22 protein-coding genes, 1 tRNA gene and 1 pseudogene are annotated in these 24,331 nt (G+C 54.6%); 10 read left to right on the plus strand and 14 right to left on the minus strand.

Annotated elements, in window-relative coordinates; all coding sequences use genetic code 11:
* The 13 genes and pseudogenes from GOX66_RS06050 to GOX66_RS06105 form a co-directional block, all read right to left on the minus strand.
* Entirely contained in the window at positions 1-774 is a 774-nt protein-coding gene (locus GOX66_RS06050; RefSeq protein WP_170760594.1) for an ABC transporter ATP-binding protein, read from the minus strand.
* A complete protein-coding gene (locus GOX66_RS06055) occupies positions 771-1,535 on the minus strand; it encodes an ABC transporter ATP-binding protein (RefSeq protein ID WP_170760596.1) in 765 nt (254 codons plus the stop codon). The genes GOX66_RS06050 and GOX66_RS06055 overlap by 4 nt, the downstream gene beginning before the upstream one ends.
* The gene (locus tag GOX66_RS06060) at positions 1,532-2,629 is read right to left on the minus strand and encodes a branched-chain amino acid ABC transporter permease (protein WP_170760598.1); all 1,098 of its coding nucleotides are present in this window, start codon (positions 2,627-2,629) and stop codon (positions 1,532-1,534) included. Before GOX66_RS06060 ends, GOX66_RS06055 begins: the two co-directional genes overlap by 4 nt.
* A gap of 4 nt (positions 2,630-2,633) precedes the next feature.
* Positions 2,634-3,509, minus strand: coding sequence for a branched-chain amino acid ABC transporter permease (locus GOX66_RS06065; RefSeq protein WP_170760599.1), 876 nt, complete (start codon positions 3,507-3,509; stop codon positions 2,634-2,636).
* A gap of 357 nt (positions 3,510-3,866) precedes the next feature.
* Positions 3,867-4,412: a hypothetical protein gene (locus GOX66_RS06070; RefSeq protein WP_170760601.1), complete on the minus strand. Its 546-nt coding sequence runs from the start codon at positions 4,410-4,412 to the stop codon at positions 3,867-3,869.
* Positions 4,413-5,169: 757 nt separating this feature from the next.
* Entirely contained in the window at positions 5,170-5,433 is a 264-nt protein-coding gene (locus GOX66_RS25560) for a hypothetical protein (protein WP_214652570.1), read from the minus strand.
* A 14-nt stretch (positions 5,434-5,447) separates the two neighbouring features.
* Positions 5,448-6,064: pseudogene (locus tag GOX66_RS25760) on the minus strand (lyase family protein).
* 400 nt (positions 6,065-6,464) lie between these two features.
* The gene (locus tag GOX66_RS06080) at positions 6,465-7,427 is read right to left on the minus strand and encodes a 2-hydroxyacid dehydrogenase (RefSeq protein ID WP_170760603.1); all 963 of its coding nucleotides are present in this window, start codon (positions 7,425-7,427) and stop codon (positions 6,465-6,467) included.
* A 4-nt stretch (positions 7,428-7,431) separates the two neighbouring features.
* Positions 7,432-7,626 carry a hypothetical protein gene (locus GOX66_RS06085; protein WP_170760605.1) on the minus strand — a complete coding sequence of 65 codons (195 nt, stop codon included), beginning with the start codon at positions 7,624-7,626 and terminating at the stop codon, positions 7,432-7,434.
* A gap of 4 nt (positions 7,627-7,630) precedes the next feature.
* Positions 7,631-8,986, minus strand: a complete 1,356-nt coding sequence (locus tag GOX66_RS06090; protein ID WP_170760607.1) for an amidase — start codon at positions 8,984-8,986, stop codon at positions 7,631-7,633.
* The gene (locus GOX66_RS06095; protein WP_170760609.1) at positions 8,983-10,347 is read right to left on the minus strand and encodes a TRAP transporter large permease; all 1,365 of its coding nucleotides are present in this window, start codon (positions 10,345-10,347) and stop codon (positions 8,983-8,985) included. The genes GOX66_RS06090 and GOX66_RS06095 overlap by 4 nt, the downstream gene beginning before the upstream one ends.
* On the minus strand, positions 10,340-10,948 hold the full coding sequence (locus tag GOX66_RS06100; RefSeq protein WP_170760611.1) for a TRAP transporter small permease subunit: 609 nt from the start codon (positions 10,946-10,948) through the stop codon (positions 10,340-10,342). Before GOX66_RS06100 ends, GOX66_RS06095 begins: the two co-directional genes overlap by 8 nt.
* 78 nt (positions 10,949-11,026) lie before the next feature.
* Positions 11,027-12,121, minus strand: a complete 1,095-nt coding sequence (locus GOX66_RS06105; protein ID WP_170760613.1) for a TRAP transporter substrate-binding protein — start codon at positions 12,119-12,121, stop codon at positions 11,027-11,029.
* A 231-nt stretch (positions 12,122-12,352) separates the two neighbouring features.
* Between GOX66_RS06105 and GOX66_RS06110 the strand changes: the two genes are divergently transcribed.
* Complete coding sequence (locus tag GOX66_RS06110) at positions 12,353-13,201, plus strand: IclR family transcriptional regulator (protein ID WP_170760615.1); 849 nt, start codon at positions 12,353-12,355, stop codon at positions 13,199-13,201.
* Between the two features lie 239 nt (positions 13,202-13,440).
* Positions 13,441-16,698: an AAA family ATPase gene (locus GOX66_RS06115; protein ID WP_170760617.1), complete on the plus strand. Its 3,258-nt coding sequence runs from the start codon at positions 13,441-13,443 to the stop codon at positions 16,696-16,698.
* 1,250 nt (positions 16,699-17,948) lie between these two features.
* Here GOX66_RS06115 and GOX66_RS06120 read toward each other — a convergent pair.
* A tRNA-Ser gene (locus GOX66_RS06120) sits at positions 17,949-18,038 on the minus strand.
* Between the two features lie 123 nt (positions 18,039-18,161).
* On the opposite strand from GOX66_RS06120, the gene GOX66_RS06125 reads away from it, so the two are divergent.
* The 8 genes from GOX66_RS06125 to proB all read left to right on the plus strand — a co-directional run bounded on the left by GOX66_RS06125 (position 18,162) and on the right by proB (position 24,324).
* Complete coding sequence (locus tag GOX66_RS06125; RefSeq protein ID WP_170760619.1) at positions 18,162-19,004, plus strand: DUF2059 domain-containing protein; 843 nt, start codon at positions 18,162-18,164, stop codon at positions 19,002-19,004.
* Positions 19,004-19,804 carry a DUF2059 domain-containing protein gene (locus GOX66_RS06130; protein ID WP_170760621.1) on the plus strand — a complete coding sequence of 267 codons (801 nt, stop codon included), beginning with the start codon at positions 19,004-19,006 and terminating at the stop codon, positions 19,802-19,804. The genes GOX66_RS06125 and GOX66_RS06130 overlap by 1 nt, the downstream gene beginning before the upstream one ends.
* Positions 19,805-20,021: 217 nt before the next feature.
* On the plus strand, positions 20,022-20,639 hold the full coding sequence (locus GOX66_RS06135) for a 50S ribosomal protein L21 (RefSeq protein WP_170760623.1): 618 nt from the start codon (positions 20,022-20,024) through the stop codon (positions 20,637-20,639).
* A gap of 11 nt (positions 20,640-20,650) precedes the next feature.
* The gene (rpmA, locus tag GOX66_RS06140; protein WP_050602452.1) at positions 20,651-20,920 is read left to right on the plus strand and encodes a 50S ribosomal protein L27; all 270 of its coding nucleotides are present in this window, start codon (positions 20,651-20,653) and stop codon (positions 20,918-20,920) included.
* A 96-nt stretch (positions 20,921-21,016) separates the two neighbouring features.
* Positions 21,017-21,625 carry a LysE family translocator gene (locus GOX66_RS06145; protein WP_170760625.1) on the plus strand — a complete coding sequence of 203 codons (609 nt, stop codon included), beginning with the start codon at positions 21,017-21,019 and terminating at the stop codon, positions 21,623-21,625.
* Positions 21,622-22,158, plus strand: a complete 537-nt coding sequence (locus tag GOX66_RS06150; protein WP_170760627.1) for a GNAT family N-acetyltransferase — start codon at positions 21,622-21,624, stop codon at positions 22,156-22,158. Before GOX66_RS06145 ends, GOX66_RS06150 begins: the two co-directional genes overlap by 4 nt.
* Positions 22,159-22,195: 37 nt before the next feature.
* A complete protein-coding gene (obgE, locus tag GOX66_RS06155; RefSeq protein ID WP_170760629.1) occupies positions 22,196-23,230 on the plus strand; it encodes a GTPase ObgE in 1,035 nt (344 codons plus the stop codon).
* Positions 23,218-24,324, plus strand: a complete 1,107-nt coding sequence (gene proB / locus GOX66_RS06160) for a glutamate 5-kinase (RefSeq protein ID WP_170760631.1) — start codon at positions 23,218-23,220, stop codon at positions 24,322-24,324. Before obgE ends, proB begins: the two co-directional genes overlap by 13 nt.
* Positions 24,325-24,331 lie beyond the last annotated feature (7 nt).

The following is a 24,331-nucleotide window of genomic DNA, read 5'->3' on the forward strand; positions in this document are numbered from 1 at the left end:
TCACCTCCACGTTTTCTTGCGCTTCCAGCGGCGATTTTCACGTGCGCCTTCATCCTGAATGCCCAGGTAGAAGTTCTGAATATCCTCGGTTTTAATCAGCACATCCGCCGCATCATCCATCACAATGCGCCCGACCTCCATCACATACCCATGGTGAGCGAGTTCAAGGGCCGCGTTTGCGTTCTGTTCGACCAGCATCATGGTCATGTTCTGCTCGTCGTTCAGCCGTTTCAGAATATCGAAGATTTCCTGCACCAACATCGGCGACAGGCCCAGAGACGGCTCGTCCAGCAGCATGATCCTGGGGTTGGCCATCAGACCCCGACCGATTGCCAGCATCTGCTGTTGCCCACCGGAAAGGGTCCCGGCCTCCTGCGTGCGGCGCTCTTTGAGGATGGGGAAGTAGGAAAACACTAGATCACGGTCATGGTCGATCTGGCCCTTATCGTTCGAGGTAAAGGCCCCGAGGCTGAGATTTTCATCAACCGTCAGCAACGGAAATACTTCACGGCCTTCAGGCACGTGGACAATACCTTTTAGCACGATCTTGTGCGGCTCACTCCCTTGTATGTCATCACCGTCAAAAGTGATCTTACCCTTTTCGGGATCCATCACGCCCGAGATGGTTTTCAGCAGAGTTGTCTTGCCTGCGCCATTAGCCCCGAGGATTGAGACAATCTGACCCGGGATTACGTCAAGCGAAACGCCGCGAATGGCCATGATGGGGCCATAGAAACTCTCGACATTTCGGATGGTCAGAATGGGGTCACTCATGAAGCTTTCCCCAGATAAGCCGCGACCACCGCCGGGTGGGACTGCACATGAGAGGGTGTGCCAAGCGTCAGCTTTGCGCCGTCAGCCATAGCCAGAACCCGGTCGGAGACGCGCGTGACCAGCCCCATGTCGTGTTCGACCATCACCACCGTGATCCCCATCTGCCGCCGGATATCGTCGATCCACCAGCGCATATCGGTCGTTTCCTCGACCGAAAGCCCCGAGGCCGGTTCGTCCAACAGCAGCAATTTTGGATCGGTGGCGAGCGCACGCGCGACTTCGACGACTTTGCGGACGCCATAAGGCAGCCCGGAAATCAACTTGTCGCGGAAGGCTTGCAGGTCGAGAAAGTCGATGATCTCTTCCACCTTCTCGCGACTATCGATCTCTTGCCGACGGGTGGACGGCAAGAACAGGATTTCCGACAGGAGGTTTGTCCGGCGATGACGATGCCGTCCGACCAGCAGGTTTTGCAATACGGTGGCATGCTCAAACAGTTCGATATTTTGGAATGTCCGCGCTACGCCATATGCTGCCACGCCGGAAGGTTTGACCTGCAACAGATCATGCCCGTCAAATCGGATCATCCCGGCGAAGGGATCGTAGAACCGAGAAATCAAGTTGAAAACTGTGGATTTGCCCGCGCCGTTCGGCCCAACTATGGCGAAAACTTCACCTTTTTCGACAGTGAAGGACAGGTCATTCACTGCCGTCAAACCGCCGAATTTCAGCGTGACGCTCTCGAACTCAAGCAGGCTCATCTCAGCCGCTCCGTCTTGAGGTAGGATTTCTGCCGCTTGAACATGTCCTTGCGATAGAAGGGAAACAGCTCGAACCAGGTACGGATTTTCAGCCACCGACCGTACATTCCCATCGGCTCGAACAGGATGAAAGCAATCAGGATCATGCCGAAGACGCCAAACTCGAGGCCGGGAATTGCAACTGTATTACTGCCAAACAGTGCGCCCACATATTCCTTTGAGATCGACAGGAACTGCGGCAAGAACCCGATGATGATGGCGCCCAGAAACGCGCCATGGATCGAGCCCAGCCCGCCGATCACGATCATCATCAGCAACTGAATTGAGATTACAACGCTGAAAGTTTCGTTGTTGAACGCCCCGGCATACATCCCCATCAGCGCGCCGGCCCAGCCGGTCACTGCACAAGACAAAGCAAAAGAGATCATCTTGGTCCGCGCGATATCGACACCCATCGCTTGCGCCGAAACCTCGGAATCGCGCACGGCGATAAAGCTACGCCCCAGTGGCGCGCGCAGCAGGTTGATGTAGCCCAACGTAACCAGGACGGCCACGACCAATACAAGCCAGAAGAACTGATCCGGTGTCGCCCAGCGGTCGACCAGATGGCCGAATATCTCAATGCCGCCCAGGTATTTGCCCGCCACGCCGCCGGTGATGGGCTCGGCCAGTACGATGACGTCATCCATCAGAATCGACAGCGCCAGCGTAAAGATAGCCAGGTAAATACCATGCAGGCGCAGGGCAGGGACGGCGACCGTTACCCCGGCAACCCCGGTCAGGATGCCGGCCAGTGGGAAAGCGATCAGAAAGGGCACGCCAGCCTCTATCAGGATAACGTTGGCATAACAGCCAAAAGCCAGAAACGCCGCGTGACCCAGGCTGACCTGACCTGTATGGCCGGTCAGCACCATCAGGCCCAACCCGGCAATGGCCCAGATCAGAACGTTCGTAAGTTCGCCCAGATAGAAGTCGTCCAGCCACCAGGGGGCAGTGGCTACCACGACTAACAGGATCAGGTAGAAACACAGTTGGTACCTATCCTTCCAGGGCCGGATGTCCTGCATGTAGTCGGTTTTGAACACGATCCGCATGGGCCTAGACCTTCTTGACCAGAACCTGACTGAACAGCCCGTTTGGGCAGAAGATCAACACCGCGAGCAACAGGGCATAAGGCGCGATCTGGCTGTAACCTGCAGCGATATAGCGGCTGGCGAAAGGTTCGATCACGCCGACAATCAACCCTCCGGCCAACGCACCCGGTAAGCTGCCGAACCCTCCAATGACCGCAGCCGCGAATGCTTTGATCCCCAGCAGGCCGGTGGTCGGGTCAACAGTTCCCTTCGCCGCAAACAGGATCCCGGCTATGCCCGCAACAACACCGGCCAAAGCCCAGATAAACCCCTGAACGCGTTTGACCGGGATACCCATATAATAGGCCGCCAACTGGTTCTGAGACGCGCCTTGCATGGCAAGACCCAACTTTGTCCGGCTGAAAAAGACGTAAAGCCCCCAGGTCAGCAGCACGGTAACGACAATCACTGCCACATCCTCCATCCCCAGCACCAGCCCGCCGAAACGGACCTCTTTTCCCGCCAGAGGGTTCTGCAGCGTTTGCGGTTCATGCCCCCAGATCAGCCCGGCCGCGAACCGGATCACAAAGCCCAGAGCAATCGTCAGGATCACTACAGCAGTTTGGCTTTCTCCAAACAGCCGACGGATGATCAGGCGGTCCAGTAAATACCCAAGTGCCCCCATGATCCCCAGTGAAATGGGTAAAGCGAGCCAGAACGGGAGGCCCATATACTCAGTGTTCGTGAGACCGATAGAGACAAAGGCGCCCAACATCATGAAATCGCCTTGCGCGAAGTTCACCGCCTCAGTCGCCTTGTAAATCAATACAAATCCAAGAGCGATCAGGCCGTAGACACAGCCATTCGCCAGCCCGCTGATCAGCAGCTGCGCGTTATCCAAATCCACCCTCCCATGCCGGTAAACCCGGCTTTCAGCGCCCCCGGTGACCTCCGAACTCCGGGGCTTTGTTCTACTATGGCGCGATTAGCACCCGGTCGTCACTGTTTTTCGGCACCTCTGCCGGCTGCTCAGGGTATGGCGGACAAAGGAGCAATAGCTATCCCGAAACATTGTTTCGCATAAGAAGGCCCCGACCATGATTCGGGCAAAGCGGTAATTGACAAGATTTGTTGCTCTCAGTCCGTTAACTGAGAGACAAATTGGCAGAGACATAATCCGGTGACCGAAAATACTAATGGGACGGACCTTGCGGTACATGGATAGAGCGGGCCACCCAAAGCGGGCAGCCCGATTGACTTATTGCCCGGTCATCAGGTCCCGAAGTTCCTGAATTTTAACTGCAATCGTTTCCGGGGACGCCTTGATGTCATCCAGAATCTGAATGGCCTGAGTTTTCAGATCCTGCGCCAACGTGCTTTCCTGAACCGCAGCAACCATCGTGTCGTAGTCGAAGTTGTCCAGAGTCAGTGCTCCGTCCGCGATCCATGAATTGAACAAATCCTGACCCTGGTTTGCTAGTGAGGCGACTTCTTCACCAGCCTGGTTTGTCAGATCAGTTGCCGTTTGACCGGCCTGCTCAGCGGCGTCAGAGGCCTGATCGGCCAGGTCGGTCGCTGCCTGCCCGGCTTGCTCTGCAACATCGGATGCCTGTTCAGAGATCGACGAGGCCGCTTCGGCGGCCTGATCGGTTGCGGCATCAGCCGCTTCGCTCACGGCATCACCAGCGTCCTGCGCTGCCGACTGCAATTGTTCGGCCGGTGTGGGTTCGGGTTGACTAACGTAATAATATATACCGGCGCCAACGGCGGCGATGACTACAGCTAATAAGATAGTACGCGACATGTGTCTCTCCTTTGGGAATGTGTCGCCGAGATGGGTTAAGGCTAGCGGGATTCAAAGGGGAAATCGCGGAAGTTCTTTTCAAAACGGGGCATTGAGCCATGCTATGCCTATCCGCCGCAGGTAGATGGCAATATCACGCCGTCAGGTATCGGGCGTTAAGGCAATGCCTGTATCCTGCCCGACAAAACGTCAGTTTAAGGAAGCAACTTTGGAAAAATGTGGCGAAGAGACAGGGATTCGAACGCTGTGTGGGCTTGCATCTACATCGGTTCTCGAGACCGTTTTTAGCAGATTTTCAGAGAGCTTGACTCCTATAAAGCATGGGGTGGGGCGACTCTCTCAAAAGCAAATTCGACCTAGTTCCCAGCATGGGTTGGCATAGAAAGGAGTCATAATTTTTGGCTTAATCTGGTGTGCACTTTTTTGATATCCCGAGGATTCTTAACTTAGTATTCAAGCGTAGAGTGCCTTTGCATTTCACGAGGTTGCTTGCATCTAATAGTGAAGAACACCGCAACACCATCATTCTACAATGATGGTCGTGCAAAATGCTCTCAGGGCACCTGCTGGATTGGAGCAAACTTCGATCTTCGCTACGAGTTAGCACCCTGGACTCTAACTTCCCCAACGATTTAATTTGACCATTTTTTCAGGGTTTGATCACTTCCTCTTTGGACAGCAAATCCACCTCGATCAGGACGTCGACAAACTATTGTCCTTTCGCCTCGGATTCCTTGGCAATTTTCAGGAGTTTTTCCTAGCCGAATTTTGGCACGAAGACTATTGCGAGCGCCGAAGGCCCGATCGGATTTTCCAAACCCCGCTCTGCCAGAGCGACAATGCCCATGATCCATATGTCCGCAAAGACCAAGCTGCCGCGGGTCAAAAGCTTCATGCTATCGAACATACGCGAGGCGATCACCGGCTTAAAATGGTCTATCTCAAGCTTTCCGCCAAATGAGGCAAGCGACACGGCTGCATCCTTGCCTACCACAGCATAGGCTACCTGTTGCATCATCATCGGAAGGACCGGATTCACCTTGCCGGCATGAAAGAAGAACCGGGTTGGACAGCTGGCAATTTGATCTCACAAATGCCCGGTTTTGTTCCGGAAGACAGAATTATCAGATCAAGGCAGATATTTCCGATTACTTCGGCTGCAATGCGGAATTCCGATGAAACGCGCGCAATACTGTCTGAATTTTACATCCCGTCAAACATGTTCACTGCCGGGCGTAGCTCTTTTCCGATCTCGATTGAAAGATATTGGTAGACAGCTTTTTGTAGCCTGGCTGTCACCAACCCTGTGCCTATCGCCGTGCCTCCCAAAATCAGAACCTGCAAGTCTCTCACTGCAGCCTCAAGTTTGTCCTGCGCGCGTCTCACGGCTGCCGCGTAGCCACTAAACTCTTTTCCTAATGTCATCGGCTGAACCGCCTGCATCAGGTGTGGCCGATCTTCAGCACGAAAGCAAATTCATCCGCCTTCGCTTGCAGCACATCGGCCAAATGGCCAAGAGCCGCCACGAGGGCAGGGGCCTTCTCCAAAACCGCCAGTTTCACGACGGCTGGCACAACGTCGTTAGTGCTTTGCCCTGTGTTGACGTGGTCATTGGGACTTACGTGCTTACATTGTCCTGCTGTATGCCCCATGATCTGAAGGGCACGGGTGGCGCTGACTCCCAATAATCTCAACGCAAACGTGGGTGATGACCTCAGAGCGCCTGGGCGATACGAAGCCAATCTCGCCGTTGGCTTTTGCGGCAACCTTTTTGATTGTGGTCAACGCTCGAATAAAGACGGGTTCACTTCCGATCTTGAGAGGCGAGATGTCAATATTCTCGGTCGCACGTAACGTATTTTCACCATAGAGCACATTTTCGAGAAGCTCGCGCGGTCCAATGCTATCGATTTCTATACGGGGCACGTTTCAGGCTTCCTCAAATGTCAGGATTTCACAGTCCTTGTGCACTTGGGGAAGCGCGAGGAGCCGTTGGATACCCCACTACACCAAGGCCAAGAAATGCAACTTTTGCCATTTAAGGGTCCTTTTCTACAAAAGGTCCCTTGGTGTCTTACCAGCGAAGAACGCGTCTAAGTTGTCCAGTGCGCGAAAGCCCATGGCATCGCGGGTTTTGGACGTGGCGCTGCCGATGTGCGGAAGCATAAAGATGTTTTCGTGCGTCGCGAAATTGGGATTACCACCCGGTTCCGTCTTGAAACAATCAAGGCCGGCCGCAGCCAATTTCCTGGTTTCGATGGCGTGTAGCAACGCGTTCTCGTTCACAAGAGCGCCCCGGGCGGAGTTCACCAACACCGCCCCGTCGGGCAGTGCCGCGATCCGTTCGGCATTCATCAAATCCACAGTTTCCGGCGTTGCCGGGCAATGAAGCGACAAGAATTCAGCCAAAGGCAACAGACTGTCGATGCTTTCGTGGTAAATCGCGCCATTTTCCTGATCCGGCGACAAACGGGTCCGGTTGAAATAATGGACTTCCATATCGAAACCGCGCGCCTTTGCAGCAAATGCTTGACCCACGCGGCCCATGCCGACAATCCCAAGACGGGCACCCGTAACTTGCGTGCCGACCATGAAAGAGGGGCTCCAGCTATCCCATTCGCCCGTTCGCATAAGACGGTCGCCCCTGACAGCATGCCGCGCGGCGCCCAGCATCAACAGCATCGCCAGCTCTGCAGTGGCATCAGACAGGACATCTGGTGTATTCGTCACGGCAATGCCCTTGGCTGACAGAGCGGGCAAGTCGCAATGATCTACACCGACCGAGTGGTTTGCGACGATTTTCAGACGCGGATCGAGGCGTGAAACCACTTCAGCCGTGAAATGCTCGGAATGGCACGGCATCATCGCGTCGACACTGGCGCTCATCAAGATGATCTCATCCGCGGTGCCGGGCGTGTCCGCTTCGTTCAGGATAACCTCATAGTCCCGTCGTGCACGGGCGACAGTTGCGTCAGAGACCCGACGCGGGAGCCACAGGACTGGTTTCTCGGCCATGATGTCAGTCCTTTTTGATGGCGTCTTCCCAGAGGTTGTATAACGCCAAAGCAATCACGAAGACTGCGATCAACACGAACGGCAACCCGCCCCAGAAGCCGGCAAATCCGGTCGAAATGCTGTGCGCCAGACCCAGAACAAATACCATCATCAGGCCGGTGCCAATAATTCCCATGAGAATGTTTGTAAGTCGTGACATACGTTTACTCTCCTTTTTGTTCATGTGCGACAAGGCTGCGCTGGACCCATGACGCAGTGCGCAGAAGGCGGTCATCTTCTTCAATCGCGCCAATCATTTGCACACCAATTGGCAAGGCGTTCTTTCCAACCAACAAGGGCAGCGTCAGACACGGCAGGCCCGCCAGCGTCCATGGCAAACAAAAGACCGAGTCCCCGGTGTGCCCGGCGCTGAGCGGCACGGCCTCGCCAGTGGCGGCTGGGGCCAGGACTGCGTCGAAATCGTTGAAATAGCCTGCAAAAAAGCTTTGCGCGGAGGCCATGACCGCCAAAGCATCGTCATATTGCATCTCACTAATCTCCGCCCCACGAGTGATCGCGGATTGCATTTCCTGGCTGAGCTCGGCCCAATGCGTCGTCGATAAATCGGCCATGTTCTGACGCATTTCGTAATCGTAAATCGTTTTGTGAACGTTGATGAGATCAGCCAGTTGAGGTGACGCAGAAAAGCGTTCAACCCGTCCGTTCAAGCCTTCAATAACTGCATTGATCCCGTCAATTGTTTCCGCGTCCAGCCGGTCGTGAAACGGGAAATCCAACCATGCGATATTGGGTTCGATGGGAATCTCGGCCTGCGCGCCACTTAGCATGTTTGCTCGGGGCCTTGAAAAGCTGGCCGGGTCGGTTTGGTCGTAGCCAGATACAACGTCTGTCAACAACGCGATGTCTTCCAACGTATTTGCAAAACCGCCAACATGATCCAACGAGACAGATGTCCTGAAAACGCCGCTGCGCGATATCGTGCCGCGCGTAGGTTTGAAACCGTACACCCCGCAAAACGACGCCGGGCGGATGACCGATCCACCTGTCTGTGTCCCAATCGCAAGAGGGACATGCCGCGCCGCCACAGCCGCCGCCGAGCCACTGGATGACCCGCCCGGAGTTCGGTTTGGATCAAAAGGATTGGTGGTGTCGGTCGGATGCATGAAGGCAAACTCGGTGGTCTTGGTTTTGCCCATGATCACTGCACCAGCTTCGCGAAGGTGTTCGACCAATCTTGCATCCGAGGCTGGCTGCCGACCAGCAAAGATCGACGTTCCACATTGCGTCGGCATGTCTTTTGTATCGACAATGTCCTTGAGGCCGACAGGCACCCCATGCAGCGCCCCGGTTGCACGCCCGGCGTTGCGAATGCGGTCCATTTCACGGGCCTGGTCAAGCGCTACGCCGGCATCCAGATAGGTCCAGGCGTGTATGATGCTGTCGGTCCCTTCTATCCGTTTCAGACATGCCTCTACCAACGCCTCGGATGTGATGCGGCCTGTGCGGATGGCATCGGCGGATTGGACCGCCGAGAGTAAGGACAAATCATGTTTCGTCATGGGACCCACACTCCGAACAGATAATCAGGAAACCACAGCGCGATTCCCGGGAACTGGTACATCAGCACCATGCACAGGATCACAATGGCCAGATAAGGCATCAGACCTCTGAAAATTTCCATCAGTTGGATCTGATCTTTGAGAACCCCTTTCAGGTAATAGGCTGACATCGCCATGGGTGGTGTCAGGAAAGAGGTCTGCAGGTTCAGCGCCACCAGCATCGCGAAGAAGTACGGGTTCACTGAGAATGTATCCAGCATCGGCAAAAAGATGGGCACGAAGATGATCAGGATCTCAGACCATTCCAACGGCCAGCCCAGCAGGAAGATAATCAGCTGCGCAAGGATCAGGAACTGCCAGGGTTGCAGGTTCATACCCACCACCCAATGCTCGATCACATCATGTCCCCCAAGGTACGAAAAGACCGATGCAAAGGTCCATGAACCAACGAACAACCAACACACCATGGCAGTGGCCTTGGCCGTCAGAAAGACACTTTGCTTGACCTTGTCCCAGGTCAGCGACCGATAGAGCATTGCAAGCACCAGACCGCCCAAGGCCCCCATTGCCGCCGCTTCGGCAGGGGTCGCCAAGCCGCCCAGGATTGAGCCGAGAACCAACATGATCAACACGGTCAACGGCACAAAGGACACCAGCAGATCCATGTAAATTTGCCGTTTGGGCGGGATATCCTCCTCTTGCGGTTTGGGAGCCAGCGATGGGTTCAACCAGACGCGTATCATCACATAGACGATGTAGAGACCTGCCAACAGTAACCCGGGAAACACCGCCGCTGCGTACAGCCGGAGGGGCGAAAGCTCGGCAATCGCAGCGTAGACAATTAGCATGATCGACGGAGGAATGAGAATCCCCAAGGTTCCGCCAGCGCAGATAACTCCCGCGGCAAAGCTGCGCTGATACCCGGCATTCGCCATGGCCGGATACGCCAACAGACCCATCAAAGTGACAACCGCTCCGACAATTCCGGACGCAGTAGAAAACACTGCGCACGTCAGTAGTGCCGCAATGGCGAGCGAGCCCGGCAAGTTACGCGCTGCCATATAGAGAGAGAAGAAAAGCCGATCGACGATGTTGGCTCTTTCTACGACGTATCCCATGAACAAGAACAACGGGATAGCGACGAGCGTATCGTTCTCCATCACCGAATAAGTGTTCTGGTTCAGCAGGTAGAAGATGTTGTTGTTGAAAATGTCCGCGATGCTTTCCGGCGCGGACTGGTAGTAGGCGTAATACCCAAAGCCAACACCCATGGCCAACAGCGTGAACGCAATCGGAAATCCAAGAAGTACAAGGACAATGAAGAGGCTGAGCATCAAGATGGCGACTTGAGGATCAGTCATCGTTGCGGCCTCCATCGTCGGTACCGGTGGACCGGATCTTGTCGATGGTTTCTCCCATCAGCATGTCTTCGGTTTCGCGCACGTCGTCCAGGCGTTGCAGCCAGACACCGTCACGCATAGCCAGCCAGCATCGGGCCATTTCCGCAAAACCCTGTAACATCAGCAGAAAACCTGCGACCGGGATCAGAGTTTTGAAAAAGTAGATCTGAATGCGTGCGGGGCTGTTCCAGCTGACCTCTTCGTAACGCCAGCTGTCTTGGGCGATTTCCCACCCATACCAGAACAGGGCGAACATGCCCGGAAAGAAGAATAGAATGTAGAGGACAAAGTCCACGCGCGCCTGCCAACGAACAGAAAACAACCGATACAGCACATCCCCTCTGACATGCGCGTCTTGCGCCAGCGCATAGGCTCCGGCCATCAGGAACAATGCGCCATACATCTGAACCATCATATCGAACGCCCAGACGGTCGGCTTATTCAGCACGTAGCGGACGAACACTTCGTAGGACACGGATAGTGTCAGTATAAGGATGCACCAACCGAAGGCTTTGCCGACCCATTGGCTTAGCCCTTCGATGGCGTGAATTGTCTTGATCAAGGCCAGTTCCTCGCCTGTTCCGCCCGGAATTCAGGAAGCCGCGCCACGCGCGACTCCCCCTTTTGAAAACAGCAGACCTCAGCCGAAATAGTGCTTGTAAGCCAGCTTGTAGTCAGGCTGGTTCAGGTTGAGGTAGTTCATCACGGTCTTCGCATAGGCCTTCTGACTTTCGATAACCTTGGCGAAGAAGGGATCTTCGTTTGCGATCCGCCCGATCACAACGTCCCAGGCATCAAGCTGTGCCTGCATTACGCTGTCCGGCGTGCGATAAACATTGACGCCTTGCTCTTCCTCGAGCGTTACCAGGTCTTCGGAATAACGCTTGGTGTTGTTCCAGTAGAAGTTGGAGTTCTCGGCCTCGGACGCGTATTTCAGAATTGCCTGAAGTTCAGGGGCCAGCGCGTTATACTTGTCCTTGTTGAAGGTGACCTCAAAGAACTCCTGACTTTGGTGGAATGAGGCCAGATGATAATGTTTGGACACATCCTGCATGCCAAAGTCGCGGTCTGACGTTGGGTTGTTGAATTCGGCCGCGTCAATCAGACCTGATTTCATCGCTGGCTGGATTTCACCCCCCGGCAATTGCACGACCGACATACCCATCTCAAGCAGAACATCCGCGGCAAGACCGACAGTGCGATACTTCAGACCGTTCATCTGATCCGCGCTTGTGATCTGTTCCTTGAACCAACCAAGCGGCTGCGCCGGCATAGGCGAGTTAAAGAACGAAACAACGTTCAGGCCGAGTATCCCCATCAGCTCGTCGAACAGCTCCTGACCGCCGCCATAGTTCACCCAGCCCAGAACTTCCTGACTGGACCACCCAAAGCAGGGACCAGTGCCAAACAAAGACGCAGTCTTGGACTTGGAATACCAATAAGCCGGAACGTAATGCGCAGCATCCAGGACACCGCGATGAACCGCGTCCTGCATCTGACTTGTTTTTACGACCGAGTTGACAGGCAAAAGTTCAATCGTCAGTTTGCCGCCCGACATCTCGTTCACGCGGTTCACATATGACTGCGCATTCTCGAGAAAGATGCCCCCACCCCAAGCAGCCTGCATCTTCAGATTGGTTCCTTCCTGCGCATGGACTGCGGGTGCGGCAAGTGCCCCGGCACCCACAACGGCCGATCCACGCAGAAAACTTCTGCGGTTCAATGATTTTGTCATGTTTCCTCCCGTTTCTGGGCCGTCTCCGATATCGTTTCGGTATTGGCACCAATCCGCCCTCCAGCGGATAGGATTAACGATAAGTCAGAATTCCAAATTCTCAAAATTTTTTGGAATCGCCTTCGAATGAGGGGGCGAATTTCTGATAACATACTGAAAATATGACATTTATTAATTTTCATTTTTTCAAAGATACAGACAAGATAGAGTTTCAAAATAAGAAACTGAGCAATGGTTGCCCTGATTATGACCGAACAATCCACCACTGCACACCGGGGGCGCCCACGGCAGAAAAAGAGCGCTGCGAGGCCCGGCAACTCACCGGTTGTTGCACTTGATCGTGGAATTCGTGTCCTGATTTTTCTAGCGGATACCCGAGCTGCAAGCCTCGCTGAGATCGTTAAAGTCACGGCAATTCCAGCTGCAACTGCGCATAGAATACTTAGCACATTGCAGCGGCGTGGCATGGTCGTGCATGACGCGGATCGTGGCAAATGGCGGATTGGGCCTCAAGCCTACCGGGTCGGTTGCGCTTTTGAAGAAGGGTCAAGTCTGCTCGATGTCGCGCCATCCGTGATGAGAGCGCTTTCGAAAGAAACCGGCGAGACAGTAAATCTGGCCACCGAAGAAAATGGCAAGCTTCTGTACCTAATGCAGGTTGAGTCCGAAAACCCGATCAGAGCTTCTTTCAAGAACGGGACCGATGCTTTTTTTCATACATCCGGTGTCGGAAAGGCCATCATGGCATTTATGGAAGAAGCCGTGCTTGACAAATTCTTAGTTCCTCTGACGTTAGTTCGTCAGACGTCAAACTCCATTACAGACAAACAGCTACTGAAGGCGGAACTGAGAGTATCCCGGCAACGAGGATGGGCGCTGGACAATGAAGAGCGCTTTCCCGGCATGAGATGTATTGCGGCACCCGTCTTTGATACGTTGGAAAATGTGATTGCGGGTGTTTCAATTTCGGGTCCCACCAACAGGTTTCCCGATAACAAGCTTGAACGCCTTGCCGCGTCAGTCGTCAAAGCTGCGAATGAGATTACGGAACGACTTAGAAACACATCCGTCGGGATTTGATTGTTCCCAAGAAACGACGGGTTTCAATCTTCAAAGAAAGCTGTGCGCTACCTTGTTTCGAGCCCGTATCGACCTCGAAGAATTTGACGCAAAAAGTCCAATGGAGATTTTCTACCGCCGATCCTGAGGAACTTGTGCATGTGCGACACAATCCAAGCCAATGGATTGATCAACGAAAACGCCAGACAAATTACGAAGTTGTGATACAGTATTAGAGCAGATTTTGGCGGGAGGGCGTCGTGGATCAACGATTGCACGACTGGTTAAGCGCTATCGGCCTGGAGCGCTACGCGGTGTTGTTGGATGAAAATGACGTCGATCTGGAGACTCTGCGCCATCTGAACGACGAGGACCTGAGAGAGCTAGGTTTTAGCCTTGGCCACCGGCGTCGTTTGCTTGCAGCCTTATCGCCATCTGCGCAAGCGTTTGACAAAGGCTCAGTAACGGAGGCCGAGCCTGAGCGTCGTCTTCTCACTGTTCTGTTTGTGGACATTGTAGATTCCGTTGTTCTTTCCAGACAGCTCGATCCCGAAGAGATGCGGGACCTGATAAAGCGGTATCAATCGGCGATTGTGTCCGCTGTGCTGCGGTATCAAGGCTATGTAGCCAAGTTTCTCGGCGATGGGGTTTTGGCATATTTTGGTTGGCCCGAGGCGCACGAAGACGAAGCCGAGCGCGCGGTACGGGCAGCTAAGGACGCTTTTGCGGCTATTCAGGAAATTCGTTCGCGGGATGGACGGCAACTCCAGGCACGTGCCGGCGCGGCCAGTGGGGAAGTTGTAATTGGCACAATTGTGGGCGATGTCATGAATGACGATGCCGCTGTTATTGGTGCGACTCCTGGACTGGCCGACCGGCTTCAACGCCTGGCGCGGCCCAATGAGATTGTAGTCGGTCCATTGACGCGCCAACTCTTGGGGCGTCGTTTTGAAGTTGAAGACATTGGCCTGAATGAGTTGAAAGGGTTTGACGAGCCGGTACAAGCATGGCGTGTTGGAGAAGAGTCGGCAGCCGAAACGCGCTTCGAAGCTTCCCAGTTCGAAGGTTTCACACCATTGGTAGGCCGGTCCTCTGAGTTGCAGCTTATCCGCGACACATGGAGCCTCTCAAAAACGGGATCGGGACAGGTTATTACTTTGTCCGGAGACCCGGGAATCGGCAAATCCAGATTGGTCGAAGAATTGCGACACGAAATCGCCGGAGATCGGCGCTTTGGTTACCGTTATCAATGCTCCCCTCACCATACCAACAGCGCTCTTTTTCCAGTGATCACCGGTATGCGAAGGGCGGCGGGAATCGCAGATCAGGATTCTGATGCGGTACAGCTCGAAAAACTGGAGAATATCCTGGGGCTCACGGACTGCCCGCTTGTAAAAAGCATGCCTCTGATCTCATCACTGTTAAGAATTCCCACACAAGGGCGCTACAACGAACTGGATCTTCCACCAGTTCAGTTACGCCAGGCGACAATTGGTTGCTTGATAGACCAGGTGCTGCAAATGAGCCGTCAGCACCCTATCATCATTGTCTTTGAAGATGTTCATTGGGCTGATCCCACAACACTCGAACTGCTTCGCAATTTGATTGAGGCAATCGCCGAGGTGCCGATCATGTTGTTGTTGACACACCGCCCGGAGTTTTCACCTGACTGGCAGGACTGCAGCTATTGGCATGAAATATCATTGAGCCGGATCGGTCGCCGACAATCCCTGAGGATCATCAATGCCGTTTCGGGGGATGCCCTGAATGCAAAAGCGGCCAAACAAATCGTCGAACGCGCTGATGGAGTCCCCCTATTTGTCGAGGAGTTGACCAAGGCCTTTCAGGAAGCAGGTTCGGATGGTGGAAAAGCGCCTCCTGCCACGCTTCAGACGTCGCTTTCAGCGCGCTTGGACAGGCTTGGTGCGGCCAAGGCGATTGCACAGGTCGGATCTGTGATCGGGCGCGAATTTGACCATGAGGAAATTGTAGGCCTATCCAAAGAGATCAATCTCGACTGCAACCTTGAACTTGAGAACGTTGTGAATTCTGGTCTGGTCCTGCGGCGGGGAATTCCACCTGAGGCAAGCTACATGTTCAAGCACGCACTGGTCCAGGATGCTGCCTATTCGACAATGCTAAAAAGCCGACGTCAGGAATTGCATTGTGCATTTGCGGATTTACTTGAAAGCAAGCACTCCAATAGGAAAGGCGAGATTGCAGCTATCGTGGCTCATCACGCGTCTATGGGTGAAGACTGGCCACGTGCATTCAGAGAATTTCGGCGAGCTGGTGAAGATGCGGTGGGCCGTTCAGCCCTTCGAGAGGCGGCTGGCCAATTCCGAAGCGCGCTGGACGCGAGCAAAAATCTCGACATGGACGCCGAAGCAGCTATTGCCGCTATAGAAGTGAGATTTTCGTTACGGAACGTACTTTGGGCGCTTGGCCAATTCGGAGCCATTCTTGGGCCCCTCGACGAAGCCGAGAAACTGGCCATCGCGTTTGAAGACAATTTGTGTCTTGGTTGGGTTTCCGTTTACCGCGGAGCCAGTCTTTGGCAAGTTGGCCGCTCGGCCGAGTCGAAGGCGGCTGCCGAACGCGGGCGGGACATTGCGCAACACTTGGGTGACCGACCCCTCGAAGTAGCAGCCAACTTCTATCTGGGATGTGCTTACGTAACCTCCGGTGAACTTCGTACGGCCGAGAACTATTTCGAACGAGTTGTTTCCGCGCTACCTGGTGAGGCCGCCCTTGAGAAATGCGGTCTTCCGTTTGCACCCGCAATAATCGCCCGGTCGTGGCTGGTCTGGTCTTACGCCGAGCGTGGTGATTTCGGACAGGCCGCTCAACTCGCTGAACAAGCCGAGGCACTTGCCGACCGCCAAGACAACCCGTTCAACCGGGCACATATCGGCTATGACATTGGCTACTATCAGATTGTGCGCGGTGACATAGACGGTGCTATTGAAACGCTCAGCAATGCCAGCTCTGTCATTAATACCTGGGGGCTGACTTATCTTTCCCCATTCACAAACGGCTTTCTTGGATTTGCTGAGGTTCTATCTGGTAAGATCGACGAAGGCATAGCGCGCCTCGAACAGGCTTGCGATTTGTATAATGACATTGGTCTCGGGCTGTTTAAGTCGCTTGTGTTCATGCAACTGGCATTGGGATACCTGAAGGCAGGGCGCCCCGAAGATGCTTCGAGACGGTTGGCGCAAGCGCTGGATATCGCGCAAAGTCGTGGTGAACGCGGTCACGAAGCCTTCGGCTTGTTTGTTATGGGTGAAATCTCGAACGGTACGGGTGAAGGCGGAGATTTCGACGCAAGGAAGTGCTATGAGAGTGCTTTGAGGCTTTCGAAAAATCTTGAAATGCGTCCGCTTGCAGCACAATGCCACCTCAGGCTTGGCCACCTCAGCGCGAAATGGGATAACACAGAAGCTGCAGATCATCTGAATTTGGCTCGCCAGTTATTTGGTGAGCTTGGCATTCGGGGAAACGAGCAAACTCGATAGAGCGTGAGCTCTGCGGTTATTTTGAAATTTCGGTGGCAAGCAGTAACTAGATGCTAATTAAAGAAGAAGTTTGAAAAACCCGTTACACTGTCATTAATGGCCTTGTCTCGCCAAGCAGACCTTCGATGGAACTAAACAAGCTTCCGAATTGAGCGTATGTTCGGCTTTCAAAAAATTTTAGTCTGACAATTAATTTTGAGGCACGTGGGCAAATGACCCGGACGCGACGTTCTCAAAAAAATGGGAACCGTCAGCAGACCCAAGTCAGGAAGGCCTTGTCAGAATAACTTTGCTTGAGCGGGGTGGGGCGGTTGCGTAGTGTTCGGCCCTGACCAAGGGCGTTGCCACCCTATAGTAACGAACGAATACGACGTCACGCGGCCCTGGCTCATTCTGTTCACGGAAGAGGCCCGCGACCGCCTTGATACGTTACGTCGCTATGTAAGAGATTTGGAAGCCAAGGCAGACAAGCTGCTGCTCTCATATATAGGTGCTGTTCGGATCGGACGAGAGTTCATTCTTCCGACCGAATACAAGAAACCTCGACTAGACACCTTGAAGAGACTTGCCGAAAAAAGGGGCTGGTATTTGGCTTCGCGGAAAACGAGTTACTCCTTTACAACGAGTTTTCTGCGTGCTGCAACGCAGCCGACATATTCTTGAGAGACGCAAACCACATCAATTTCAACATCGTTGGTGTACTTAGAAATCGATTACACTCGAAGGACTTCAGGTTTACGGTTTCGGATGATGAATGGCTTCCGTCACACTCTGCCTTCAGTCACCTGAATTCAAAATCGAGATTGCACACTGCTAACCGAACGAACCGAGACGTGTGGGTGGAATTTCTAAAAGAAAAGTGGAGTGCAGGGCCATGGCGTGGCGGTCCTGCTAGCTTTGAAGGAATCGTCGATACAGGTACCCGAGCCTAGAAAGGAAACAAAATTTTTCGCACCGAAAGCTAGCAGTGTACTTCAATCGTATTGGAGTCAACAACAATTCCTACACCGCCACCAATAGTTAAGTCCCAACGTTAATTTCCATGTGAACCGCTGCATGGCATAAGCATTCGAGTGAGGCTGCAGCTATTGGCAGTATCAGAGACGCTTAAGCTCATAGTCGATAACCGCTCGCATCTTCCTAACTGAATTTGCATAGATAGCTTGCTCTATGGGGCGGGCTAAAATGGGGGAGTAAACCATTTTTTCGCAAAAATATTCAAATATATTCAATATACTAATGGAAAATAGTGGCGGAGAGACAGGGATTCGAACCCTGGGTGGGCTTGCACCCACAACGGTTTTCGAGACCGCCCCGTTCGACCACTCCGGCACCTCTCCGCGGGGGTCTGTGAGGGGGGGATTTAGTGAGGAACGGGCAGGGGTGCAAGCAGAAAATTCCGGAAATTCACCAAGACGGGATTTTCCGTTGCCTGTCGGCGCAAAACGCCTAGGCTTCTAAACATGACATATCTTGTTCACCGCATCGCTCTGCCTTGTTCACTGTTGCTACTGGCGCTTTCCGCGTGGTCCTCGCCGTCCGCTGCCGCCGGTCGCGAACGTATTGAGGCTTTTTTGACCACGACCGGTTTTGATGTGGCTCTTGAAAGCATCGCTCTTGCATCGGCCTCTGCGCCTCAAATGCTCGGAATCGACCCGGGCGGGTTCGGCTCTGACTGGGCCCGTTTGACCGAAGAAGTGTTCGATACCGAAGACATGCACGAGACCGCGGTTTCAATTCTGGAACAGACGCTCAGTGATGAAGCGCTGGCGCATGCCGTGGAATTTTATGCCTCTGATCTGGGCCAGCGACTGGTAGAGGCCGAGAATGACTCTCACATGATCGAGGACGAAGATGCGAAGCAGCTGGAAGGGCAGGAGATTGTGGCCGAGCTGATTCAGCAGGGGTCAAAACGAGTTGAAAGTCTCAAGCGAATGAACAGGGCTATCGATTCCAGTGGGACGGCTTTGCGGGCACTGCAAGAGATTCAGCTGCGGTTTCTTCTGGCCGCCAGTGCCTCGGGAGTGATCGAACTGCAATTGAATGCGGATGAACTTCGGCAGATGATGAAACAGAACGAAGCCGGAATGCGGCAAGCGTTGCAGCTGTCTGCGCTGGCCGGAGCGGCCTATACCTATCAGGATTTCTCAGATGCGGATGTGATCGCCTATGCCGAAGCGCTGGAGGAGCCGCTGATGCAGGAAGTTTACGAGTTGCTGAACGCAATCCAATACGAAATCATGGCGATGAAATTCGAAGTTCTGGCCGCTCGGATGGCTGACCTGCACCCCGCTCAGGACATCTGATGCGGCTGGTTGCAGCACTCTTTTTTCTTTTCGTCTGGGCTTTGCCCTTACGGGCAGAAGACAAGGTTGAACGCCTGATACTGGCCATGCAGCTGGATCAGGTCATAGATATCCTGCGAGACGAAGGCACCACACTGGGGCAGGACCTCCAGGGCTCCTTCCTGAACAACTCTGGCGGGCCTTTGTTCGACGCTCAGGTTGAGCGAATTTATGACGCCGAAATGATGCGAAGCCAGTTCGTCGAAACGTTTCGCCAGAATCTGACCGACAGCCAGTTGGACCGCGCGATTGTGTTCTTTGAAAGCGACTTGGGGCAAACCATCGTAACGCTTGAAAACTCTGCCCGTGTTGCTATTGCCGATGAAGCGATCGAAGAAATGGCGCGTGACACCTATAATTTCGGTGATCGCGATACTGAGTTGTTCCGGCTTGTTGACGAGTTCATTCAGGTCAATGACCTGATTGAACAGAATGTTCGCAATGCCATCAGTGCCGATTACAACTTTTTTCGCGGGTTGAGCGATAGCACCGGAACCTTTGACGTTGATCTGTTGGCCGAGCTTCTGTACGAAAAGGAAAGCATGACCAAGGAGACAGAGACCTGGATCTACTCTTTTCTTCTGCTAGCCTATCAACCCCTTAACGATGCCCAGATGCGCGAGAATATCGCGTTCTCACGCACGGAAACGGGCAGGGCAATCAATAGCGCCGTATTTGAAAGCTTTGACCTGATGTATGACGAGATCTATTTTCGGTTGGGTCTGGCGGTATCTCAGGTCCTGAAGGGATCGGATCTTTAGGTCTGCATTTCATGTTGACTTCCCCCGGTATTCTATGGATAAGCGCGCATCCCGGCCGGTTCTTCCGCGCCGGGTCTCGTTATTATTGACCCAATGGGCAAGCCCCGGGTCTTCACACAGCCCGAAAAGGGCGCGCTGTTCGAGGTGGCTTTCAAGCAATTGAGGCCAAAACACCCGAAAGGGGACCACAGAACGCGGGTTTGAAAAGGAAAGACGCATGTTTGCGGTCCTCAAGACTGGCGGCAAGCAGTACAAGGTTCAGGCGGGCGATGTGCTCCGTGTTGAAAAACTGGCTGCCGACGCAGGTGAAAAAGTTCAATTCAACGATGTTCTGATGCTGGGCGGTGACGCTCCGGTTGTTGGCGCACCGTTTGTCGAAGGCGCAGGCGTACAGGCCGAAGTGATCGAACAGATCAAAGGTGACAAGGTCATCAAGTTCGTCAAACGCCGTCGTAAGCACAGCTCGAAGCGTACCGTTGGCCACCGTCAGAAACTGACTCTGGTCAAGATCACCGACATCCTGTCGTCGGGCGCTGACAAGTCTGGCATCAAAGCTGCAACCGGTTCGGCTCCGGCTGGCGAAGTTGCTCCGGCGGCAAAAAAGCCTGCCAAGAAAGCTGAAGCCAAAGCAGAGGCACCTGCCGCTGCTGCTGCCGCCGATGATCTGACAGCGCTGACTGGTGTAGGCCCCGCCGCTGCCAAAAAGCTGAATGAGGCCGGTATCGAGAGCTTTGCCGCTCTGGCCGCCTTGTCGGACGAGCAGATTGCTGCTATCGAAACGGTCAAAGTGAAACCCGAATGGGTTGAGCAGGCCAAAGAGCTGGCCAAAGGCTAAGGAGAGAGAGAATGGCACATAAGAAAGCTGGCGGTTCCTCCCGTAACGGTCGCGACTCAGCTGGTCGCCGCCTTGGCGTGAAACTGTACGGTGGCCAAGCAGCCATCGCAGGCAACATCATCGTGCGTCAGCGCGGCACCAAGTTCTGGCCGGGCGAAGGCGTAGGCATTGGCAAAGATCATACCATCTTTGCAACTGTCGATGGCGCCGTGAAGTTCCACAAGGGACTGAAAAACCGCACCTTTATTTCGGTCCTGCCAGTGGCGGAGGCCGCAGAGTAAGCCGAAACCCAGAAGGTTTAAGAAAAATTCATGGGGGACCGGCACAAAGTGCCGGTCCCCTTTCTCGTTTTAACGCAGTCTTGATCAAACCCACCGATGGCAGTCGCAACCACCAGTTTCCTTATCTTTGCCGCCAGCCAGGTCGGCACGCCGGGACCAGCCAACATGGTTCTGCTGGGTACGGGTGCGCGATACGGTTTTCGGGCAGCACTGCCATTTGTGGCGGGCGTGATTTTGGGCAAGCAGTTGATCATCTGGCCTGTAGGCTTTGGCCTGTTGCAATTGGCGGATCAGGCGCCGATGGCCTTCACCATTCTGAAATACGCGTCAGCCGCCTATATCTGTTGGCTTGCGTGGAAAATTGCCAACCTTCGACTTTCTCTGCAGGACACGGCCAGTGAAGTTCCCGGGTTCTGGGCGGGGCTGATTGTGCATCCGCTTAATCCCAAGGCGTGGGCGATGATCATTGCTGGCTTTACGGGCTTTGTTGCCACGGGGACATCCAGCTTTGACGCAACGCTCACGATCGCTCTCTGTTTGTTGATCTGTCAGGTGATATTGCATCCGATCTGGACATTTGCCGGAGATAGAATTGCCCACGTGGTTGAAGGACGGCCTGTTGAAAAATATCTGATGTGGACGTTAGCGAGTCTCACCGTTGCGTCCGTACTTTTTGTGTTGTTCGGAGGAGGAACGCACTCATGAAACTTGAGGCAATAATAAATCAGCCGGTCATTGAAACCGAGCGCTTCGATCTGCGCCCTTTGCGCCGTTCGGATCTGGGACTTATCGAACATTATGCGGGCGATGAGCGTGTTGCACGCATGACCACCAGCATCGCACATCCACTGGCACCGGGTTCCACCGAGGCCTTTATCACCCGTTCGATGGCGGATGATCGTGATGAGGACGTCTGGGTCATGGATGCCACCAAGGACGGTGGTCCCGAACTGATCGGCCTGATCTCGCTGAAGCGGCTGGACCGCAACCAGTCCGAGGTAGGATACTGGGTCGCGCCGCTTTATTGGAACACGGGCATAGCCTCGCTGGCGGTTGAGGCGCTGGTTCTGGCCAACCCGCTGGAAAACGCGACAATGTTTGCCAGCGTGTTTCAGGACAATCCGGCGTCGGCCCGGGTACTGACCCATTGCGGGTTTGAATACCTTGGTGATGCCGAAAGCTATTCGGTGGCGCGCGATGCAAACGTGCCCACCTGGACATACAGCAAAAAACTCTGACTTGTGGCCGATGGGGCCTTTGCAGTAGGGGACACACATGAAATTTCTCGATCTTGCAAAGGTCTACATCCGGTCCGGGGCCGGCGGTGGCGGGTGCGTCAGCTTTCGGCGCGAAAAGTACATTGAATACGGCGGTCCCGATGGCGGTGACGGCGGTAAGGGCGGGTCTGTCTGGGCCGAGGTCGTGGATGGGCTGAACACCCTGATCGACTTCCGCTATCAGCAGCATTTCTTTGCCAAGAACGGTCAGCCCGGTCGCGGTCAACAGCGGACCGGCAAGGATGGCGATGACATTATCCTGCGCGTCCCTGTGGGCACAGAGATTCTGGACGAAGACGAAGAGACTGTTATCTGCGACCTGACCGAGGTCGGCCAGCGGGTATTGCTGGCCAAGGGCGGCAACGGCGGTTTCGGCAACCTGCACTTCAAATCGGCCACCAACCAGGCACCCCGCCGCGCCAATCCGGGGCAGGCGGGCATCGACCGGACCATCTGGCTGCGACTCAAGCTGATTGCGGATGTGGGTCTGCTGGGCATGCCCAACGCGGGCAAATCCACATTTCTGGCGGCCACATCGAACGCGCGTCCCAAGATTGCCGATTACCCGTTTACCACTCTGCACCCCAATCTGGGCGTTGTGGGCGTTGACAACGTCGAATTCGTCGTTGCCGACATTCCCGGTTTGATCGAGGGCGCGCATGAAGGGCGGGGGATCGGAGATCGTTTTCTGGGCCATGTTGAACGCTGTGCGGTTCTGCTGCATCTGGTCGACGGAACGTCTGAGACCGTTGCCGATGATTACCGCACGATCATTCACGAGCTGGAGGCGTATGGCGGCGAATTGGCCGAAAAGCCTCGGATTACTGTGTTGAACAAGGCCGACGCACTGGACGAAGAAGAACTGGCGTTGAAGAAGGCTGAACTGGAAGAGGCTGTTGGCGGTGCGGTCATGACCATGTCCGGCGTTGCTCATCTGGGTGTGACCGAGGTGCTGCGTGCCCTGCGGACACAGATTGACGAAAATCGTCTGCGGCAAAAGCCCGTTGAGGAGACGAAGACTTGGCAACCCTGACCTCGGCCAAACGACTGGTGGTCAAAATCGGATCCGCCTTGCTGGTGGATCGGAACACTGGTTTGCTGCGGTCGGACTGGTTGCATTCTCTGGCTCAGGACGTGGCGTGGCTCAAAGGGCAGGGGACAGATGTAATTCTGGTCTCGTCGGGCTCGATTGCACTGGGTCGCGGAGTTCTGGATTTGCCAATGGCGACATTGCCGCTTGAGCAATCACAGGCCGCTGCTGCGGTGGGTCAAATCCGGTTGGCGCGCGCCTATGAAGAGGCTTTGACGCCTCACAAGATCACCACGGCGCAAGTTCTCGTCACTCTGGAAGACAGCGCGAACCGTCGCCGTTACCTCAATTCACGTGCGACTTTGGAAACCCTGCTGGGGCTCGGCGTCGTTCCAATCGTCAATGAAAACGACACAGTTGCCACCGACGAAATCCGATACGGCGACAATGACCGCCTTGCAGCCCAGATCGCTGTGACGGTCGGTGCGGATCAACTGATCCTGTTATCGGATGTAGACGGGTTCTATACCGGCAACCCGAACGAAGATGCTTCGGCGACGCGTTATGACGTGATCAGTGAGATCACACCTGAGATCGAAGAAATGGCAGGTGATGCTGGATCGGGCCTGTCCAAGGGCGGCATGAAGACCAAGCTGCTGGCTGCCAAGATGGCCACGGCAGCCGGGTGTGATATGGCGATTACCGAAGGTTCGCCTCTGAACCCTTTGAAACTGCTGGAAGAAGGTGCGAATTGCACTTGGTTCACCGCTACCCTTGACCCACATGCTGCCCGCAAACGCTGGATTTCGGCGATGAAGCCCAGGGGCGAGATCGTCGTGGACGAAGGAGCCGCACAGGCGCTTGGAAACGGCAAAAGCCTGCTGCCTGCCGGGATCGTCGAAGTGACCGGGGATTTCGGTCGCGGCGATCCGGTGGCCATTCTGGACCTCTCCGCGCGCCGATTGGCGCAAGGGCTCAGCCGGTATACCGCGCAGGAAGCAGACGCGATCAAAGGCCGCAAATCGTCAGAAATCGAGGCGACGCTGGGCTATCCGGGCCGGGCCGTATTGATCCACCGGGACGATTTGGCGCTGTAGTGGCGCG

It is taken from the genome of Ruegeria lacuscaerulensis (assembly GCF_013031245.1).
Lineage (GTDB): Bacteria > Pseudomonadota > Alphaproteobacteria > Rhodobacterales > Rhodobacteraceae > Ruegeria > Ruegeria lacuscaerulensis_C.